This is a genomic window from Nitrosospira sp. TNL200 (assembly GCF_055386305.1).
The window spans coordinates 536425-556872 of the sequence record NZ_AP041003.1 but is presented as its reverse complement, the minus strand read 5'-3'; the positions used below and the strand labels follow the sequence as shown (position 1 = coordinate 556872).

Annotated in this window: 18 protein-coding genes; 7 read left to right on the top strand and 11 right to left on the bottom strand. The window is 56.1% G+C overall.

The features are described 5' to 3' along the window. Positions 1 to 28: 28 nt before the first annotated feature. Complete coding sequence (gene purL / locus ACZ5CE_RS02570) at positions 29 to 4075, bottom strand: phosphoribosylformylglycinamidine synthase (protein ID WP_464576195.1); 4047 nt, start codon at positions 4073 to 4075, stop codon at positions 29 to 31. A 96-nt stretch (positions 4076 to 4171) separates the two neighbouring features. Between purL and ACZ5CE_RS02565 the strand changes: the two genes are divergently transcribed. The 3 genes from ACZ5CE_RS02565 to ACZ5CE_RS02555 all read left to right on the top strand — a co-directional run bounded on the left by ACZ5CE_RS02565 (position 4172) and on the right by ACZ5CE_RS02555 (position 7138). Continuing rightward, a complete protein-coding gene (locus ACZ5CE_RS02565) occupies positions 4172 to 5752 on the top strand; it encodes an NAD(P)H-hydrate dehydratase (RefSeq protein ID WP_464576194.1) in 1581 nt (526 codons plus the stop codon). A 226-nt stretch (positions 5753 to 5978) separates the two neighbouring features. After that, positions 5979 to 6581 carry a peroxiredoxin gene (locus ACZ5CE_RS02560; protein ID WP_464576193.1) on the top strand — a complete coding sequence of 201 codons (603 nt, stop codon included), beginning with the start codon at positions 5979 to 5981 and terminating at the stop codon, positions 6579 to 6581. 92 nt (positions 6582 to 6673) lie between these two features. Continuing rightward, the gene (locus tag ACZ5CE_RS02555) at positions 6674 to 7138 is read left to right on the top strand and encodes a ferritin-like domain-containing protein (RefSeq protein WP_464576192.1); all 465 of its coding nucleotides are present in this window, start codon (positions 6674 to 6676) and stop codon (positions 7136 to 7138) included. Positions 7139 to 7225: 87 nt separating this feature from the next. Here the strand turns inward: ACZ5CE_RS02555 and ACZ5CE_RS02550 are convergent, their stop codons facing one another. The 10 genes from ACZ5CE_RS02550 to ACZ5CE_RS02505 all read right to left on the bottom strand — a co-directional run bounded on the left by ACZ5CE_RS02550 (position 7226) and on the right by ACZ5CE_RS02505 (position 14678). Beyond that, entirely contained in the window at positions 7226 to 7462 is a 237-nt protein-coding gene (locus tag ACZ5CE_RS02550; protein WP_464576191.1) for a hypothetical protein, read from the bottom strand. Between the two features lie 75 nt (positions 7463 to 7537). Continuing rightward, positions 7538 to 7792, bottom strand: a complete 255-nt coding sequence (locus tag ACZ5CE_RS02545) for a hypothetical protein (RefSeq protein ID WP_464576190.1) — start codon at positions 7790 to 7792, stop codon at positions 7538 to 7540. Positions 7793 to 8025: 233 nt separating this feature from the next. Then, positions 8026 to 8511: a hypothetical protein gene (locus ACZ5CE_RS02540; RefSeq protein ID WP_464576189.1), complete on the bottom strand. Its 486-nt coding sequence runs from the start codon at positions 8509 to 8511 to the stop codon at positions 8026 to 8028. After that, positions 8508 to 9122 carry an acyl-homoserine-lactone synthase gene (locus ACZ5CE_RS02535; protein ID WP_464576188.1) on the bottom strand — a complete coding sequence of 205 codons (615 nt, stop codon included), beginning with the start codon at positions 9120 to 9122 and terminating at the stop codon, positions 8508 to 8510. The genes ACZ5CE_RS02540 and ACZ5CE_RS02535 overlap by 4 nt, the downstream gene beginning before the upstream one ends. Positions 9123 to 9349: 227 nt before the next feature. Further along, the gene (locus tag ACZ5CE_RS02530) at positions 9350 to 9691 is read right to left on the bottom strand and encodes a hypothetical protein (RefSeq protein WP_464576187.1); all 342 of its coding nucleotides are present in this window, start codon (positions 9689 to 9691) and stop codon (positions 9350 to 9352) included. 48 nt (positions 9692 to 9739) lie between these two features. Next, positions 9740 to 11923, bottom strand: a complete 2184-nt coding sequence (locus tag ACZ5CE_RS02525) for a TonB-dependent receptor (protein ID WP_464576186.1) — start codon at positions 11921 to 11923, stop codon at positions 9740 to 9742. A gap of 130 nt (positions 11924 to 12053) precedes the next feature. After that, complete coding sequence (locus tag ACZ5CE_RS02520; RefSeq protein ID WP_464576185.1) at positions 12054 to 12767, bottom strand: PepSY-associated TM helix domain-containing protein; 714 nt, start codon at positions 12765 to 12767, stop codon at positions 12054 to 12056. Further along, positions 12764 to 13411 (bottom strand): DUF4198 domain-containing protein, encoded by a 648-nt coding sequence (locus tag ACZ5CE_RS02515; RefSeq protein WP_464576184.1) that lies wholly within the window; start codon positions 13409 to 13411, stop codon positions 12764 to 12766. The genes ACZ5CE_RS02520 and ACZ5CE_RS02515 overlap by 4 nt, the downstream gene beginning before the upstream one ends. Positions 13412 to 13447: 36 nt before the next feature. Next, complete coding sequence (locus tag ACZ5CE_RS02510; protein WP_464576183.1) at positions 13448 to 14431, bottom strand: multicopper oxidase domain-containing protein; 984 nt, start codon at positions 14429 to 14431, stop codon at positions 13448 to 13450. A gap of 52 nt (positions 14432 to 14483) precedes the next feature. Beyond that, positions 14484 to 14678, bottom strand: coding sequence for a (2Fe-2S)-binding protein (locus ACZ5CE_RS02505; RefSeq protein WP_464576182.1), 195 nt, complete (start codon positions 14676 to 14678; stop codon positions 14484 to 14486). 566 nt (positions 14679 to 15244) lie between these two features. Between ACZ5CE_RS02505 and ACZ5CE_RS02500 the strand changes: the two genes are divergently transcribed. From ACZ5CE_RS02500 to ACZ5CE_RS02485, 4 genes are all read left to right on the top strand, one after another. Next, positions 15245 to 16027, top strand: coding sequence for an ABC transporter permease (locus tag ACZ5CE_RS02500; RefSeq protein WP_464576181.1), 783 nt, complete (start codon positions 15245 to 15247; stop codon positions 16025 to 16027). A gap of 4 nt (positions 16028 to 16031) precedes the next feature. Next, complete coding sequence (locus tag ACZ5CE_RS02495; RefSeq protein ID WP_464576180.1) at positions 16032 to 16787, top strand: ABC transporter ATP-binding protein; 756 nt, start codon at positions 16032 to 16034, stop codon at positions 16785 to 16787. A 331-nt stretch (positions 16788 to 17118) separates the two neighbouring features. Continuing rightward, a complete protein-coding gene (locus tag ACZ5CE_RS02490; protein ID WP_464576179.1) occupies positions 17119 to 17853 on the top strand; it encodes a hypothetical protein in 735 nt (244 codons plus the stop codon). Positions 17854 to 17886: 33 nt separating this feature from the next. After that, entirely contained in the window at positions 17887 to 20397 is a 2511-nt protein-coding gene (locus ACZ5CE_RS02485; protein ID WP_464576178.1) for a glycosyltransferase, read from the top strand. Positions 20398 to 20448: the final 51 nt, after the last annotated feature.

The following is a 20448-nucleotide window of genomic DNA, read 5'->3' as shown; positions in this document are numbered from 1 at the left end:
GTCCGGAACATCCGTCCCTCGGCCTGCTTCATCCCACCCATTTTCGCGCATTCGCGAACATTCTCATCCAGGGCGAATCCCCCGACCATCCGGGATGCCAGGATTGCTGAACAGCGAGAAAACTTCGCTCGGGATGAGGCATGAGTATGGTGAAGCGGCCATCCGGAGTGGTCAAGCCGGTAATCCCCAGCGGCGAACCGCTCGGATTGAGAGGATAGATCTCCGTCGGATTGCCGCGGTTATCCACAAAAAGCAGGGGAACCTGCGGCAGGGCAGCTTTCATTCTGTTTTCATCCGGAAATTCCGCATAACCTTCGCCATGCGAAACAACGACCGGCAATCTGCTTCCAGCCATGCCCTCGAAGAATATCGAAGGACTGCGCTGAACCTCTACCATAACAAAACGCGCCTCGAATTGCGCCGATTTATTGTGGACGAAATCCGGCCAGAGCGCGGCGCCCGGGATGATTTCGCGAAGATGGCTCATCATCTGGCAGCCGTTGCAAACACCCAGCGCAAAAGTGTCCTCCCGCCGGAAAAAGTCTTCGAATTCCGTGCGGGCACGAAGGTTGAACAGGATGGAACCAGCCCATCCCTTCCCCGCGCCCAGGACATCGCCGTATGAAAACCCGCCACACGCCGCGAAACCCCTATAATCCGTCAAGGACACACGCCCCTCGATAATATCGCTCATATGCACGTCAACCGCGGCAAAACCGGCGCGATCAAAGGCAGCAGCCATTTCCACGTGGCCGTTGACTCCCTGCTCGCGCAGGATCGCGATCCGCGGTTTCTCCCGTCCATGGATAGGAAGGAAAGGCGCCTCGGCGGCCATATCGAAGCTCACGTGCGCATGCAGGCCAGGGTCATCGGTGTCCAGGATCCGATCATATTCCTGCCGGGCGCATTCCGGATTGTCCCGCCGCTGCTGCATGTTGCAGGTGGTCTCCGACCAGGCGCGATGCAGGTCGATGCGCTTCTCGGCCAGGACCGGCCGATTGTTGCGCAGAAACCGGATTTCGTCCCCCCCGTTGAGTCCGCCAATAACAAAACTTGCCTCGCGCAAACCCTCCTGCGACAGCGCATCCAGCACTTCGGTCCGCTGTGCCGTTCGCACCTGGATCACGGCGCCGAGTTCCTCATTGAACAGAGCGGAAGCGATGCGCTCCCGGAACCTGCCATTCAGTACTTCAGGCCGCAATTCGTAACCGTCTATATCATTGGAAAGTTCATCGAAACACAACTGGTCCAGGTTTACTGTCACCCCCACCCGGCCCGCGAACGCCATTTCGCACAAGGTGGCAAACAAACCTCCATCGGACCGGTCGTGATAGGCAAGTATCCTCCCTTCCTGGTTCATTCGCTGTATGGCAGCAAAAAAACTCTTTAGTTTCTGAGGACCCTCCGGACCCTCGATATCCGGCGCCTCGTTGCCGACCCGCTTATAGATCTGCGCCAGCGCCGAGCCGCCCAGGCGATTTCTGCCCGAGCCCAGATCGATCAGGATGAGTTCTGTCTCTCCTTCGTCTGTTCGCAGCTGAGGAGTAAGTGTACCGCGCACATCCACTACCCTTGCAAATGCGGAAACAACCAGGGAAAGCGGAGCGATGACCTCTTTGGCTTCCGTCATCTTCTCCCCGGCCTCCTCCTTTGCTTCGTTCCACGCTGTCTTCATCGACATGGAATCTTTGCCCACGGGGATGCTGATCCCCAACGCGGGACAGAACTCCATACCCACCGCGCGTACAGCATCATATAATGCAGCGTCTTCACCAGGATGGCCCGCTGCAGTCATCCAGTTTGCCGAGAGCTTGATCTCTTCGATATTCCGTATCCGCGCTGCGGCGATATTCGTTATCGCCTCGCCTATCGCCATGCGTGCCGAGGCAGCAGGATCAATCAAAGCCAGAGGCGCTCTCTCGCCCATGGCAAAGGCTTCGCCCTGATAACCCTGGTAGCTCATCAGGATCACTGCCGCATCCGCTACCGGCACTTGCCATGGTCCAACCATTTGATCACGCGCCGTCATGCCTCCGATAGTGCGGTCCCCGATGCTGACGAGAAAGGTCTTGTCCGCTACCGCAGGCAATCTGAGTATGCGGTATGCGGCTTCCTGCAGGTTCCATTCCGCCGCATCGAATGACTCTGGCAGGTTCTTCCGGCGCGCGGCCTCCCGAACCATCCTGGGCGGCTTGCCCAGAAGCACCGAGAGATCCATATCGACCGGCCGATTGTGAAAGAACGGATCAGCCACTATCAACTGCTCCCGGGACGTCGCTCTGCCTACCACCGCAAACGGGCATCGTTCCCGCTTGCAAATCGCCTCGAATAGTTCCAGGGATTCCGGCATGATCGCGAGCACGTAGCGCTCCTGCGCCTCGTTGCTCCATATCTGCATGGGCGACATTCCCTGTTCTTCCGACGGAATATCGCGGAGATCGAAAACCCCGCCCTGCCCGGCTCCATGCAGCAATTCAGGCAGCGCATTCGACAAGCCGCCTGCGCCCACGTCGTGAATCGAGAGTATGGGATTGGCGCCACCCTGGCGCTCCATCTGCCAGCAATGGTCGATCACCTCCTGCGCGCGCCGTTCCATTTCCGCATTGCCCCGCTGCACCGAATCGAAATCAAGCTCTTCGGCATTTTCCCCGGTACCCATGCTCGAAGCGGCGCCACCGCCCAGGCCGATCAGCATTCCCGGCCCGCCCAGCTGGATCAGCAGCGCATCCTCCGCAAACCGCTCCTTGAACGAATGAAGGGCGGCCACATGCCCCATGCCGCCGGCGAGCATGATGGGTTTGTGATATCCGCGCATCTGGCCGGCCACAAGTTCCTCGAAAGTCCGGAAATACCCTGCGAGATTGGGCCGTCCAAATTCGTTGTTGAATGCCGCGGCACCGATAGGCGCTTCCAGCATGATCTGCAAGGCCGATGCAATCCGCGCGGGCCTGCCATAGGATCGATCCTCCGCCTCTGCTTCCCGGTATACTTCCCATGGCTGGATAAACCCGGGAATATTCAGGTTCGATACCGAGAAGCCGCTGAGCCCCGCTCTCGGCCTCGCGCCTCGTCCAGTGGCCCCTTCGTCGCGAATCTCGCCGCCCACGCCGGTCGCGGCCCCCGGGTAAGGAGAAATGGCGGTAGGATGATTATGCGTTTCCACTTTCATCGCAATATGCGTTTCCTCGTCGGCATAACCATAGACGCCTGCCGGCCCTGGATAAAAGCGCGAGATTACCGCGCCTTCGATAATGGCCGAGTTATCCGCGTATGCCACCACGGTTCCCTGGGGATGGGCATGATGCGTATTGCGGATCATCGAAAACAAGGATTTCGCCTGCGCCTCGCCATCTATTATCCAGTCGGCGTTGAATATCTTGTGGCGGCAATGCTCGGAATTGGCTTGGGCGAACATCATCAGTTCCGTGTCCGAGGGATTGCGGTGGATACGCAGGAAGTAGCCGGCAAAATACGCCATCTCTTCAGGCGACAGGGCCAGCCCCATGGTCTGGTTGGCCTGCTGCAAGGCAGCGGTTCCGCCGGCCAGCACATCGACGGTTGTGAATGCTGCGGGCTCCAATTGCCTGAACAGCCTGTTTTCCGCCTCAGCGAAGGACCCGAATACCGCCTCCGTCATCCGGTCATGAAGCAGTCCCAGCAGCCGGTTCGGACTATTTCCGCTATCCCCGGGACGGATAAATTCGATATTCCGATCATCCTCGCCGCGGATGTAAAAGACAACGCCCCGTTCCAGCCGGTCCACCGCATCCAGTCCGCAATGACAAGCGATATCGGTGGCTTTCGTCGACCAGGGTGATATCGTACCCGGGCGAGGCAGCACCAGCAGCAATCCCTCTTCGGGATCGGGCTGGTTCAGGCCCGCCTTATCTGTATCACATCCGAGCAGCGTGTGCAAAATGCAAAGTTGCCGCTTATCCAGGTCACCTGCCGTATTGCAAAAATACCAATACTCGGCGCGAATATGGGAAACTTGCGGAACCAGCGCTTTAACGGCGGCCAGCAGTTTTTCAAGACGAAAAGGAGAAAGCGCGTTGCCGCCACGAAATCGAAGCATCCGGGAAGGGAACCGATAAGGCCGATAAGTTGAAGGCGCGATTTTACACGAGAAGGCAAGCGGCCCGAAAACTGATGAATATCTGAAAGGGATTGCATGGACCTCGCCAGGCAGAACACCTCCAACCGGAATACCTCCAACGCGATTTTTACAGCTGCGGAAATCCGGAACATCGAACAGCTTGTGGCTGCGGCACCTGGCCGCCCCGCCCTGATGGAGAAGGCGGGACTGGCAACCGCCGAGGTTGCGCGCTACAGGCTGCTGATGGGTGAAAAGCACAAGGTGCTGGTGCTCGCCGGACCGGGAAATAATGGCGGCGATGCTTTTGTCGCTGCCCGCCACCTGCGGATGTGGGGATTCGATGTGACGCTGATATTTACCGGTGAGCGCGCCAGCCTGCCGATGGATGCGCGGCACGCGCTGGATGCATGGCTTGTCCAGGGAGGGGAAATCCTGGTCGAATTACCAGAAAACGGATGTTGGGATGGCGTCGTGGATGGCCTGTTCGGCATCGGACTGGATCAAAAGGGGGGGCGGGATCTCGCAGGGAAGGTTCTCGATCTGGTCCGCGCGGTAAACCGCATGAAGCTGCCGGTGCTGGCGATCGATGTTCCAAGCGGCCTGGGCAGCGATACGGGCAATATACGCGGAGAAGCCATTCATGCTCTGCTGACCGTCACATTCATTGGCCTCAAACCTGGCCTGCTCACGGCTCGGGGCCCGGAATATTGCGGAGAAATCATCCTGCGCGACCTGGGTCTCGATGCACCTTCCCTTCTTGAGCCCAACTGCTGGATGATGGACCGCACGCATGCCGATGAACTGCTACCGCCACCCCGGCCCGCAAGCAGCCATAAGGGCATGTTTGGCAGCATCGGCATCATTGGCGGCGCGACGGGCATGGTTGGCGCCGCGCTTCTGGCAGGAACCGCAGCGCTGAAACTGGGCGCGGGCCGCGTTTATCTCGGCCTGCTTGCGGATAACGCGCCGAAAGTGGATACCGCGCAGCCGGAATTGATGCTGCGACCGGTCGCCGAAGTGCTTGATCTCGATAACCTGAATTGCCTTGTGATCGGCCCGGGATTGGGGATGGCGGTCGAAGCCGGCGCCTGGCTTCGCTGTGCCCTCGAAACCAGCCTGCCGCTGGTGCTGGATGCGGATGCATTAAACCTCATTGCCTTGCAACCCCGGCTCGCGAGCCTGCTGCGGGAGCGCTCCCCGAAAAGAAAGGCTCCCTCCATTCTCACGCCACACCCCGCCGAGGCCGCGCGGCTGCTGGACAGCGATATTTCCGTGATCGAAAGCGACCGCTTGAATGCCGCAATAAGTCTCGCGAAGCGATATGATTGCCAGGCGTTATTGAAAGGCGCGGGCAGCATATCGGCCATGCCGTCCGGTAAATGCTATATCAACACCAGCGGCAATCCGGGGTTGAGCAGCGCGGGAACTGGCGACATATTGTCCGGCATGATAGGCGCGCTGCTCGCGCAGGGATTGGGGCCGGAAAAAGCCTTGCCGCTGTCGGTCCACCTCCACGGCGCGGCGGCGGATGTGCTGCGGGAAGATCATGGAGGTCCGGTGGGAATGGCTGCTTCAGAAATTCCCGATGCGGCGCGCCGCCTGTTGAATCAGTGGATCTACTCTCCCCGCAACCCCCACAACCCCCGCAACCCCTGATAGCAATGCATGCCGGCCGCCAGCCACGCCGTTCCTGTGAGGTGCGGCGCACAGACGCGTTTACGAAAACAGGCGAGAATAAAAAAGTAATCCCCGAACGTCTTGGGCGTCAATCCTGAATGGATCGGAAGACAGGGGCGAGGCCGGATTGGCCGACCTCGCGCAGAAAAACACAGGATTTTCGCACTTCGAATTTACCCAACTCTCATTGACCAGGAGGTTGTGAATGTCTGTGCTCGTCACGCATCTTGCGCCTGATTTTACCAAGCCCGCCGTTCTCGCGGATGGCACCTTCAACGATGCTTTCAACTTTCATAATGAAATTTCCGGAAAGTATGCCGTCCTGTTTTTTTATCCTCTCGACTTTACTTTCGTCTGCCCATCGGAAATCCTCGCCCATTCCCACCGCGCGGAAGAGTTTCGCAAACGGGATGTGGAGGTCATTGGCGTATCCGTAGACTCGCAATTCACCCACTATGCCTGGCGTAACACCGGAGTCGACAAAGGTGGCATCGGCCCTGTGGAGATTACCCTGGTATCCGACCTGGGAGGGGAAATCATGCAGGCCTACGGCGTGGTTCATCCCGATCACGTGGCGTTGCGGGCTTCCTTCCTGATCGACAAGCAATGCATCGTGCGGCATCAGGTGGTCAATGACCTGCCGCTCGGCCGCGATGTCGATGAAATGCTGCGCATGGTGGATGCCTTGCAGTTTCATGAAAGCCACGGCGAGGTCTGTCCTGCCGGATGGAGAAGCGGCGAACCGGGTATGAAACCCAGTCCGGAAGGCGTAGCCGAATACCTGAGCAGCCATGCCGAGGCCTTATAAATTATAGATTCTGGAGCACTACCGGCCTATCGCCGCGAAGTGAATTTTAGACTTGGACTTACCCTGAATTGTGCAACACAACGGAGGAACGCATGGACGACAACTTTGATAAAGACAAGGCAATCGCATTGCTGAACAGAATCCTGGAAATGGAGCTCGCGGGGGTGGTGAGGTACACCCACTATTCATTGATGGTTTACGGCTACAATCGCATTCCCATAGTGGAGTGGCTGAAGAAGGAAGCGGAGGAAGGGTTGCTGCATGCGCATAAGGCGGGTGAAATGATCACTTTGCTGGGTGGATATCCTTCACTCGGTATTGGACCATTGCTGGAAAAACATCATGAAGATATCGGGGATATACTCAGGGAATCGCTTGCGCACGAAAGCGAGGCGTGTTCGGCATATTATCAACTGCTGGAATTGACCCAGGGAAAATCGGTGGTGCTGGAAGAGTATGCGCGGGCGCTCATTGTCCAGGAAGAAATGCATGCCGACGAAGTGAACAAGATGCTGCGCAAGACAGGAAAGACTGGGGTGTTCGTGCGCAACTCCTGATGCCTTCCGGGCTTTTCGCATCGCATCCGAATTGAGTGAAACCGCGTTGGTCCGGGTTTGCTCGCCGACCCGGCTACGGCCGTTATTTCAGCCGGAAACCGGCCCGGTAAATTCCGGGTCTTCCATCCGCCAATCGTGGTTGACCATGCCGCTCAATTGCACCATGAGATCAACCTCGGCTTCCTCCTCATCCTGGGTTTGACTGGCTTCATAAAACTCGACCAAGGCCTGGAGCACGGTACCATGTCCCTGAGTACGGAGGGGTTCGACCGGCTGTTCGGCTTCTCCGGAATTCCTGCATGCCTCGGCTACGCGAATTATCATTCGGGGCTCCCTGGGAGGTTCGGATTGAGCGCTACCCGGTTCACTTCGTCCGGGGTAAACAATTCGGGGCAATGGCTATCCAAAGCGTTTTTTTTCTTTGGAATAGCGCGGCATCTCCTTGAATAACCGAATAGGGGTGGAATTTCGGGATCGCCGGGGAAATCCGCAATTCAGGTCTTCTTGCTCGATGAGATCCGCACGCCTGCTGCCGATCTCCGCCCCGTCGATTCGGCTCGGCATGAGGGCCGAGCCCTGCGCGCGCCGTTCACTGGTGGAAACGGGAGTGTTTGATTCCCCAGCGGCAGTCCGCAGGTGTGGTAGCGCCTTCATTGTTATCTCCTGTTATGAACCGGCTGAAGCCAGTCTGAGGTCTTGGCGGTATCAGACTAACCGGAGCAAATGGCATTCGAATGAAGGTTTTTTTAAAATTTCATGACTCTCTGAAATGGTCAGGGCCTATTGACTCTATTGACACTTGTTTCGCGCCCGCCTTGCTGTGTGAAAAAGCGTGAGGGCAAGGCGCGAAGCGCAGGGCCTAGCCGGCCTATGGCCAAGCGCCCTGGTCAGCTCTGCTTCTTTGACATCGGGATGATGTTGCATTTTGGTCCCGAGTATTCAAAAGTGACGGGGTCGAGTGGAGTTCGCGCGTAATCGTCACGCATCAATGCCGCTGTTTCCCCCAGGGCAAGTTCCTGCAAGCGGCAACGCATGTTCAGTACTCCGTCGCCTGATTCAAAAACGCCACAGGCACCCGGCATTTCGTCGCCCATCGGGTCAATCTCCGAAGCTGCGGTCGCTCCCACGTCGCTCATTACCGCTACCGGCAGATGGGGAAAACGCCGCCTTGCCTCCCTGATCCACTGCAACAGGCTGGCCTGCTGGGCGCACCCATATACATTGCCATCGACGAGGACCATATCGTAGGCCTCCAGGTCCTGCCCCGGAAAACTTTCCAGCGATTTCCGCTCCAGCCTGTGCTTGGACTTCTCAAGCAGCAAGTGCAGCAATCCGCGCGGATTTTTCCCGCCTCCAACGAGAAGGATATTCATGCTGCCTTCCTTTGCGCATTTTCCGGAAGCGTGCCGAACAAGGCAAACTCGGTGATGGCGTCGATTTCTATATAGCAAGCCACGGTCAGTACCCGACCTATCCTGATGGGTGCACCCAGTCTGGAAAGATTTACGCCGAGCTTGCGTATCAACCTCTCGACCGCCACCGTAGTCACGGTCACATATCGCCTTATTCCGTTATGCCGGGCGAAAAGAAACAGCGTCTCCATCATTTTGACGGGGATATCACTGAAGCCGAACCCCGCGCTCTGGTATTTCGGAACCGTTACCGCAAAGCGGCTGAGTTCCCATACGTCTGATTGCTGGGGTGCGGGCTGCCCGTGCAATAATTGCGGAAATGTATCGCGCAGCATGTTGGGACCAGTCGTCGGCAGCAGCCGCCAGCAACCGAGCACTTCATCCTCTTCTCCCTTCGCCAGGACATATACCGGATTGGCATGGTCGAACTCATCGTGCTCCATTCCATTATCCGTGGTAACTTCCCAGCCCAGCCGATCGTGAAAAACCTCATGCCTCAGCCGATACATTCCTAAAACCGTGCGTTGATCGAGAGATCCGTTTCCATGTTGCGCCAGCATGATTTGACCCATTTTTTGCACCGTCCTGGTTGGTTAATGACGATGCTATGAAACAACTTATGGGCGTCCCCGAATAGCTGTAAAATCTTACAGGAGAAAGTGGTTAATATAAGCTAATATCCTTATTAAACAATTAGTTGAATAGGAATTTGAAGAAGGCCAGGCGTCGCTTTTTTCCGCTCGATTTCCCCGGAAAATAAAGCCATGCAGCATATTTTTGATGGCCTGGACCCTATGGATCAGAGCTGGTTTCGAATGATATTGCCAAAATCGCCTGCTGGAACACAGCAACAGCCACTCCAGAAATGGATAACCAGGTAAAGGCTGGTTGCTGGAAACCGGATTTCCAGCAACGCCTGGTCTTCGACAATGACAAAAAAATCTCCGCTGGCGCGGCGGTGGCTTTGCGGGATGGGATGCGCGAAAGGCGACGACGCGAATGGTGCGACCGCGCAGGGCGGAGCAGTGTCTTCAAAAGGAAGATGCGACCCCGTAGCGGGCTGCTGGCGCCCCATGTATACATTGGCGCGCTCTGGCATCGTAGTCCCGGCTACGACCTGCGTCGCGTGCCTTATGATCATCCCGATTTTACCAGCAACGCGCTCAACGAGAATTTGTTCAGCGCTACCCTAGTTGAAATAGAAACGGATGGAACCGAAGGCGCTGAGCGGGTTGCCGGGCAGTGCGCCGGCAAATGTGGGGTTGGTATAGTAGGTTTTGTCGGTGAGGTTCTTGACGTTGACCGCGACTTCCATTCTTTTTACCCGGTATGAGACGGCCGCATCGTAAACCACATAGGACGGCACCCTCAGAAGATTCAGGGTATCGGCAAAGCTATCTCCCTTGTAGGTGACACCAAAGCCGAACATCAAGCCTTGCGCCAGGCCCGTCTGTATTTGATAAGTGGCCCATAAATTGCCCATGTTCGTGGCTACGCCCACGGGACGATTTCCCTGGATGCTCTGGTTTACGCCGAGAATATTGTTGACGGCCTTCGCCTGGGATAGTGTCTCGGGATCCATCCATACGCCATTTCCGATAATGCTGAGCCCTGCAAGGGGGCGAAAGGCCAGCGTGACCTCCACTCCGCGGGAACGGTCCTTTCCATCCTGCGTTTGAAGATTGGTTGCAGCCGGATTCAGGTTGATAAAGTAATTGTTGCGGCTGGTCTGGAACAGCGCGACATTCAGGTCGAGCTTGCCTTCCACCAATGTCGTTTTCGCCCCAACCTCGATCTGGTCGGAGGTTTCGGGCGCCGTCGCCACGGCGGTGGGCTCTGTCGACAGATTGATGAATGCCCCCGTGCTGTAGCCGGCATAAAAGGATAGATATTTGGTAGGCTGATAAACACCGCCGGTCGAATAAGTGGTCAAGGAGCGGGAGCGTACGATTTCCCGGTATCCCACCCCGGACTGAAAACCCTTGTCGCTCCACTGGACGAGGTCATTCCGTATTCCCAGGCGAAGCTTGAACTGCTCGCTCAGGTCGATTTGATCCTGAGCATAGAAGGACGTCTGGTCGCTATTGATCCGGCGATCGAATATTTGTCCCTTCGATTTGACACCGGTAGAACTCAACGAAGTTTCCATGTTTGCGGCTGGGTCGAAAAGACTTATGTTGGGGAGCGAAAAATCATTACGCACGGTGGTGATATCCGTATTTTTATATTCGAATCCTCCCAGGAAGGTGTGCTTGATTGGACCGGTATGCTTCTTCCAGATGAATTCGTTCTGGAACGTGGCAAATGCCTGATGGTCCGTTTGAAAGCGTACGTCACGTCCCGTAATCATGCCGGCGCCATTGGCTTGGTTGCCGCCTCCATTCCGGACCAGATTGAGCAAACGTCCATCGTAGGTGAATGCGGTGCGCATGCTCAGGTCCGCCGAGATCGCCCAGTTATGGACAGCTGTGACGCGATTGATGGTATTGGTCGTGTTATTGAAGGGAGTGTAATAACGATTTTCGCGGGGAACCACCAGCTGCGAATTGATATTAAAAAGCGTTCCATAATTGTCTGGCCTGATATGGATATCGCGGTGATCGAAATCTACCAGCAGTGTTTTGTCATCGGCCAGGCGCCATAACAAGGTGGGTGAAATCTCGAAGACATTGCGCTTGAGCCCGCGAAACCCGTCCGCATGCTCCAGATCGGCGATGACGCGCCCCGCGAAGTTCTGCCCGATGGGTCCAGTCACATCCGCATATCCGTTGCGCGTGCCGAAACTGCCGAGCATGGTCCCTGCGGAGGCGGCAAAGGCCCCTCTGGGTTGCCTGGTTATCATGTTGATGCTGCCACCAGGGCCGGCCGAGCCGAATAACGCGGACCCCGGTCCTTTCAGCACCTCGATGCGCTCGACGTCATACATGGTGCGATAGTAGCCGTTTTGCGGCGACGTTCCATCCGGCATGTCGTCGCGAAAAAAACTCAATGGCAGTCCGCGTGAGGTGTAATTGTTTGCAAACCCATAACCGCCGCCCATCAGGGGTTGAACGCTGCTGACGTTGCGCATGGCGTCATCCATGTTTATCACGCCCTGCTCCTTCAGCAGGGACGCAGGCACGACCGCCACGCTGGCGGGAACATCGCGCAGCGGCGTATCTGTCTTGGTGCCGGTGCGGGCCACGTCTTCGAGCGTTCCTGGCCGCACTCGCCCGGTGCTCACCTTTATTTCCGGGAGCTCGGCCCCTTTTTCCTGATCCTTGCCGAGCGCATCCTGGGCCACCGCGTTTGACGAACCCCATACCCATGCGCCCAATACGGCTATACGGACGATATCGCCCGCTCCCCTTTTGAAACCGAATAAATATTTCATCGTAATACTCTCTGTTTTTGTAATTGTTTGCGGATGCGCACGCATAAAAACGCGCAGGCCATCCGCTCAGAAACGTCTTGCAGGCATCTTTAACGAAGCGCTTCCTCGATGGTCTCCCCATATCGGGGCGTCATACAATCGAATTCAACGATAGCGCCAGCACCCCGGTAAGCGTAGTGCCGATCAGGCTTGCGGCCAGAAGGCGCGGACCATGCAGACGGCTCCACAGCAGGGTGCCCGTTATGGCGAGCACGAGCAGGGCGCCGGCCAGGGTATCGGTAAGCAATATCCAGGCATTGGACATCCCGCTGCCTTTATGAAAACTGATCAGTGTTGCCCACACATTGGCTTCTTTCTGCTCGACATGCGTAGCCGCATCTCCCTTCCAGTACTCCGCATTCACGCTCAAATTGGGAGCAGTCAGCGTGATGCGCCAGTTCTCCGGCTGCTCGACCTGGCCACCTCCCCAGGGAGCAGGCCCGCCCGGTTTTTTCTGAATGCGGGATTTGGCATCGGGCAATTTGAATTCGGCACGCAGCCAGGCTTCCAGCGTTTCCGGCGATTCGAGGCTTGCCCCGGGTGGAGTAAGCACTTGCCGTGTTTCCTCGTGCTTCGCCAGCGGGATCTTCATTTCGTTGCGGTGATTGAGCAGAATTCCGGTTACCCCGAACAGCAACCCCATGGCCGCGCCCCACAATCCCATCCATGCGTGCGTCCGGCGCAACCACACGAGGAACCGGCCTCGTTTCATGCCTTGCGATAAAAAGAGATATCCCCTGGGCTCCGCGGCCCGTGGGCTGTCGTCCCGATTCCCGGCGACAGGTGTGTCGTGGGCTATGCTCATTTGTAGAAACTGGCCGTCACTTTGTGGCTTTCGATGGTATAAGGCTTGCCCTCGAATACCCCGGGACTATTCAACTCATGCTTGGCCTCGATGACATAGAGACCGGGTTCCAGCAACGAATAGGCCGTCTCGCCCTTTTCATCCGTTTTGAAATGCTTTTCCCACCCGTTCGGCGCAATGACGATAATTTCGGTTTTTGCCAGCGGCTTTCCCATGAAGCTCAAGCGCAGCAAATTGCCGGTATTCTCTATGTCGAGCGGCAAGCTGCCCCCGCTGCCGAAACGCGCGTACAGAAAGCGCCGGTACACTGCGCCGGGATTGTCCGCGCGCGGGTCCCGGATGCGCTGCTTGAGCGCCCGCACCAGTATCGTGCCCCCATCGGGTATGGCAAAGTAATTATCCAGGCGAGTGGCGGCGGCTGGCTTTTCGGCGCCTGCGGAATCAACCACCGTCACCGCTGGCTCGATGATATCGTCGAGCCTGCCAGGCGAGGTTTCACGCAGATTTTCACTATATTCGCCAAAATAAAGCCTGGCAGAGGCATTGTCCTGCTCCAGCCATAGCGCGTGGGCGCCCGCATTGATGCTGAACAGGAGGCATGCAAGGCCGGCAATGGCGGCGGGACAGTTTTCCGGGAATTTCATCAGATATTTTCCATTTTCCGTATGTTTTAAAAAATCTCAGGGAAGTACATGCCAATGGGTGGACATGCCCGCCATCATGTGGTCGTCCACATGGCAATGCAGCAACCAGTGTCCGGGGGAACGCGGAACCATGTCCACCGAGGTCATGCTTGCCGGCATAACTTCGACGACGTCGGTTCGGCGCCCATGGTCAAGCACAGTCTGCCCATGCCAGTGCACCGTATGGTTATCGGTTTCATTTCCAAGCGCCACCACATGCCAGCGAACGCGTTTTCCTAGATGGGTTTTGTAGCCATCCAGATTGCCGAAGATGCGGCCGTTGATGGTGTGCTTCATCCCGCTTTCCTTGCCCTCTTCTTCATTGAAGATCATGAACAGCGATATGAATTCCTGATCGACGTCGCGTGGGGCCGGATCAGAGCTTGAGCGTTCCATACCTTTGCGCGTAACGATGATGGTCCCCACCAGACCGAGATTGGGCTCTTCGTCTTCCATGACATGGGAGTGGTAGAGCCAGACAATGGAGGAGGGATCGGCGGGGCCCGGACCAGCATCCTCATCCGCCACCCAGGTATAGGTATAAGACTTGTTTGGGGGCACGCTTGCTCCCGGCCCCGACCCATCCGCGCCCTCGTTATTCTTGTCATAGAACAGTCCGTGCGGATGCATCGAAAGCGGACGATCGGTCCTGTTCAGGAAATGGACCTTGATCGTGTCACCGACCGCGGCCCGAAGCTGCGGGCCCAGGATGCCCATCCATTCGGGCTGGGGCAAAGGCGCGATATATCGGCCATCCTTGTAGGCGACATAACGGTATTTCTGGTAAACCAGGGTTTCCCCCCATACCCCCAACCCCGCTTCGGGCTTGATCCGGTTCTTGCCGGAGGGAGCATAATTCCAGGACGCCTTTTCCGCGGCTATCCAGTATTCCCTCACCGCCGCATGGACCTGAACCGATGCCCAGAAAGCCATCGCAAGGATAATGGATGCGGCAATCCTGCCCGCGCTAGCCAGTTTCATGTTCGCTCCACTTCGGCCCATGCTCCCGGGCATATCCACGGCGTAGAGATGTCTATGCGGCATGCCGGGATGCCGCATTTTTTTGCATGAGAGCTTGCTCCAGAACTTCCTTGGCATGACAGGCACATATCCCGCATTGCCCGCTCACGCCAAGGCCGCCCTTCAAGTCGCGCATCCGGTCCGCGCCCCTGTGGACGGCCTCCCGTATTGCGGTATCGGTTACACCTTTGCAGACACAAACGTACATATCACTGTTTCCGGTTCACTTATTCACTATTTGGCCAGGATAAGCTTATCGTTGCGGGCATGCCGCAGGCGATGCGATATGACTTACTCCTGCCGATCACGATCGCCTATTTCCCGGGGTTGATTCCGGGAATATGCTGCTATCCATCGACTCTCTCAATATACAATACTAATGATAATGATTCGTAATTATATTACCTCTCAGGAAAAATGCAATCTTCCCATGAAAAAATTTATGAATGGTAAATATCCCAGATATCGCAAATGTCGGTAATGAAAACGTGAACATCGCAGGGCTATCCGGTCTCCGTTTGCCCCATCGGGTCGCGAGCGCATGGAACGGGCCAGTACTGCTGTTTCCGTATGGCGGACCATTCCCGCGACTCCGAGGCTACCAACATAGTAGAATGCCCATCAGACAGACGATCGGGGCTCAAACTCGCGTTTGTCATGCTGATCTGGCCGCAAGCCCGCTTTTGAACGGCTGCAGGATAAAAAGAACGCGGGCTGAAATTGAAGGATTTCGTAGATGCCCCACACTCCCGACATGTTTTCTCGCACATCGAAATGTTTGCAACCGCACTACGGGATCTGAGGTCAAGCCTCGCAGCATGGCGCTTATGGTGCCTCCTGGGCTGGCTGGAGATACGGCAGCGCTATGCCCGCTCCACTTTGGGGCCCTTCTGGCTGACCATATCGATGGGAGTGATCGTCGGCTCGATCGGCGTGGTTTATGGAGCACTGTTCAATCAGAATATCGCCGACTACTTGCCTATGATGGGCATAGGCCTCGTTTTCTGGGGCCTGCTTACCAGCATCATCAATGAAAGCTGCATGGCCTATATCAATTCCGCGGGATATATCCGCCAGACTGCGACGCCCAAGCTGCTGTTCATGCTGCAGGCAGGATGGCGCAACTTTCTTATTTTTTTACATAACTTTTTGATAGTTATATTGCTGCTCGCTGTCTTCGGCTCGAAGGACTGGTCGACTGTTTCTCTTTTTTTCCCCGGGCTGGTGCTCTTCATTCTCAACGCACTGTGGATCGGGCAGGTTGCAGGCATCATCTCGGCCCGGTTTCGCGATCTTCCCCAGATTATTGCCGCCATGCTGCAGATGGCGTTTTATGTGACGCCCATCCTCTTTCAGCCCGGAATGCTCAAGGATCATCGCTGGATAATCGACTACAATCCGTTTGCGCATCTGCTCGAACTGGTTCGAGGTCCCCTGGTTGGCACCGCGCCCGACATGCTGACCTGGACGGTGGGCATAGTCATGGCGGTTGCGGGCTGGCTTCTGGCTCTGGCGTTGACTGAACGCTATCTCAAGCGCATTCCCTACTGGGTTTGACCGGATGAGCGTCATTCGCCTGCATAATGTTTGTGTCGATCTGCCGGTATTTGAACTGAGCGGGCGTTCCCTGAAAATGCATCTTGCCCGCCTGGGAAGGCGCGACCGCATCGGGAAGGATAACGATGGCGTGGTAATCGTCCGGGCGCTGGATGACCTCACCCTGACCTTGCAGGAAGGCGACCGGGTGGGCCTGATCGGCCGCAATGGCGCGGGGAAGAGTACGCTGCTGCGGGTGCTGGCAGGTATTTACGCTCCCACGGCAGGGCAGATATATAGCCGCGGCCGCATCGTGCCATTGCTCGATATCGCCCTGGGCATGGATGAACTTTCCACCGGCCGCCAGAATCTGCGCCTTCGCGGTTTGCTCCTGGGAATGAGCGATGCCGAAATCAGGCGCAAGATAGAGGAAATCGCCGCCTTCACGGAACTCGGCGACCATCTGGATTTGCCGCTGCGGACTTATTCGAGCGGCATGCGGCTGAGGCTGGCTTTCGCGGTTTCCACCGCGGTTGATGCGGATATACTTTTACTGGACGAGGTGATCGGCGTAGGCGATGCGTCATTCATGAAAAAAGCTGAAGGACGAATGCTCGACCTGCAAAACCGCGCAAAAATCGTGGTGCTTGCTTCCCACAGTGACACCGTCATTCACCAGATGTGCAACAAGGCGCTCTGGATGGACCGCGGGCGCATCCGTGAATTCGGTCCAATGGATGAGGTTGCCGCCCGGTATGCCGCGGCGCAATCCACCGGGTGATCCGCCTCTTTTCGTCACGCGGGAACCTCTGCCGTCCGTGAGTTTGTCGATCCCCAGCCAGATTTACGGATGCGCGGGCATTATCTTCAGGTATACTTCGCAAAAATCCGCATTACAAACGATAACCCGGCCGTCAGGCACGTGACTGCTATAAAAAGGCATAAGGGATCGTATTCCACTTACTGAACAATCTTTTAGCGTTCAATAGCAAGCTGTTTTCTTTCTCCCTCGAAAGCCGAGTGGGGCCGGGCTTCAAAAAAAATGCACTACCTGGAATGTTTTGGCAACAGGACAAGCTATTCGGCAAAACCGTTCACCGCATGAATCCCTGATGAAAACCGACAGCAATCTGCCACAATATGTATACGCGATTTTCGATATGGCCGGCGAGGAGGATGACTACAAGTCATTTTCCTACCTCACCCGGCTGGATGAAAGCCTTGGAGGCCGGGTAAAGATCGAAGGACGGATCCTCGGGAGATATCGTGGCCCGCGCCTCCGCAAACCCAGCCTGAGAGTACGCGCTTTCCGGACCGCTGATGATTTTCCATCCAGGAAACCACTGGCTCTTTTCAGGGCGGTGTGGAGAAGAATCCAATCCGCTCGGGGCTGCTACTGGTTTTCCAGCCTCGGCGCCAAGCATCTGCAGGCATTGAAGTGGATGCAGACCTGGAATCAGCCGGATGCAAAAGCAGTATTTTTCGCTCAGAGTCCAGAGGCGGGCTTGAAGCTCGTCGAACTCGCCTTTCTCTATGCAAAGATCCCTCCAAAAGGGATGGTGGTAGTTCTCCTCTGTGCTGAATCTTCTCAAACTTCCCATTCGCAAAAGTTGCGCCCCCTCGAAAAGTGGGGGGTACGAGTATTGCGGGATGGCTCAAGCCACTCCTCCGTTTCGGACTCATCGATCCAGCATATCCCGTCATTGCATTTCGATTCGCTGCATGAAATGCCCTTGCGCTCGTCCAGCCTGCGCAATGTCGACTGGGATGAAGAATTGTCCCGCGCCAATCTGATTCAGCGAAGCCCCGAAAAAGTCCTGTTTGTTCGGCCAGACTGGATGAAATGAGGTAGCGCCACGACTTTCGGCAAACTCGGAAAATTGTTTCACGACAGAGGCGCGATTCTGATAGACGTCGCGCTGCAGCCATACAAGATGTCTTACGACGAAATCACCGTCCAGCACAAGCTCGCCGAAGTTGAAAACGACATTGCACCGTCGTTCCACTTTAATCTGCGCCGTGGATCACGCCCGCACGCCCTGCTGTCGATCGGTGCGAGGTATTTGCGCACACGGCCCAAAACAGTCGCGGGCTTCATGCCCATTTTTTATCAACAATGCGTAACGCCCGACATTGTCCGAAAATTGATTGCCGATGCCCGGATCGATTATCTTTACGTCAATCATTATTTTTCCCTTCCGCTTGCGAAACGCCTCCGTTCCGACCGGCCGGTCTTTCTCGATACCCATGACATTCAGTCCCTCAATTTTGTCAGCCACGACTATCACCGGCATATACGCATGCGGGCTGCACCATTCAGCGCATGCCTGGATGAGGAGTTGCGCTTCATCGATCAGGCCGATCGCGTGACCATGGTAAGCCAGGATGAAATAGACCTGATCGGCAAGCATCGGCCGGTCGCTGATCTTTTTTATTACATTCCCCTTCCTTCCGGAGTGCCGCTTCCCCCTGAGAGAGACGGACCGGAACGATACAAGCCAGGCGAAGACAGTGCAATCACGCTGTTGATCGTCGCCAGCCGAAATCCGGCGAACGAACGCAGCCTGAAGTGGTTCCTGAATGCGATATGGCCGTTCGTAGCCCAAGGGGAAGCGCATCTCGAAATCGTTGGGGGAATATCGAAATCGTTCGTGGGAGAGACCTTTGACAATGTAACGTTTCGGGGCATGGTGGAAGACATTTCGTGCGTCTACCACCAGGCGGATGTCATTCTGCTTCCGATTACGAACGGAGGGGGAATAGCCATCAAGGCGCTCGAAGCCATCCAGTATGGCAAGCCGATCGTCGCCACGCGCCATGCGCTGCGGGGATTGCCGGCTTCGGTTTATGATGTCCTGGGCGGTTGCCTCGATGAACAGGACTTTGTGGCCGACTTGTCGAGACTGATAGCAGGCGGCGCAGCCCGCGAGCGGCGGCGCAAAGCGGTCCACCGTATCAGGGATATCCTGACGTCGATGCAGTTTGATGAGCAGATGCACGCGAAACTGGATCTTATGCGTTCGGCAGGCCGGTCGGCGAGTGGAGAACGGGAGCAGGCGGGGCAGATACTGCCCCTTCGATCGGGCCACAGCCACTCCGCCCCTGCAGCTTCTCAGCCTAATAAAGTGGCTACGGGCATTAAAAAGCCGATACTTCGGCATGTTATGGTGGCGCCGGCAAGCCCCGGCAGCAAAGGCGACGAGGGAATGGTACGGGGATGCCTCAGCCTGTTGGCCGGTTCATCCGGGATCGTGCTGCTGAATCCCGAGAATTCCCCCCTGTGGAGCGACATTTACGCCGAAGGGGAGGTTCGGGGATTTAGCGAATACACGGGGGCCTTTTCCGAGTTTTACGATTCCATCACACAAAATGACGTATTTATAGTACTGGGGGCAGATGTCATAGACGGTACTTGCGGGCTCGAACACAGCCTTGAGCGCTTGAAGCTGACTGAAGCAGTACTGGCAGCCGGAGCGGCAGTGCACATATTCTGCTCCTTCCGTTCGGACGTACACGGAGAAATCATTGCTCATCTCAAGCGACTATCCGGCGCACATTTTTATCTGCGGGATTTGCACTCCCTCAGGCGATTCAAGGCACAGACAGGGTTGAACGCGGAATTTTTTCCCGACTTCTTCATATACTGCCCCAGAAAAGAAACGGATCGGTGCCGTGCCGCGAAGAGGCTTTTTGCGGAAGCCAGGATTGCTGGAAAGACCGCTATCGGGCTGAATTTCAGCGAGCATGCGTTCCGTTCATTTTCCGATATTCATGATTCCGTTCATCGGGAAAAGTACGTCGCTGACGTCCTTACCACTTTGTATCCCCTGGTCAAGGATCCCTACTTCCTCCTGGTTTCAAATGATACGCGCTGCTGGGAGAATTTTCCCTCCGACTCGTATTACCAGAAAATAGCATATGAATGGCTCAAGACGAATGGCCATGAATCCAGTGCATCCTTGCTGGATCCTCTGATTACGTATCCGGAAGTCCTGAATCTTCTGGATGGACTTGACATGGTGATAAGCGGTCGCATGCATCTGGCATTAGCCGCATTTCGCAATCATGTCATTCCCATTTGCCTGATGGGAGTCGGGAAAGGCTATTCTAGCGCGGATAAGATGCGGGGTACGTTCGATAAGTTCATCGGCCGCACAGAGTTGGTCCCCTCAAATACGGATGAGCTTGCCTCGGCGATAATGCTGATATCGAACCAGAAACCGGCGCTGAAGGAAATACTGGAGAGCTCATTGCGAGCCATCGAAAAAGAAAGCGAAGAAAAGAAGCGACAACTTCAGAAAAAACTTGAAATGGTGAAACCTGACATCTGTTCCCCGTCTTCAAATATTAACCTGAGGCTGATAAGCACAACTGGAAAACAGCCGAATTAATTCCTTTCACCAAAAGTCAAATCGTTTCCAAATGGACGCAAAAACCGCCGA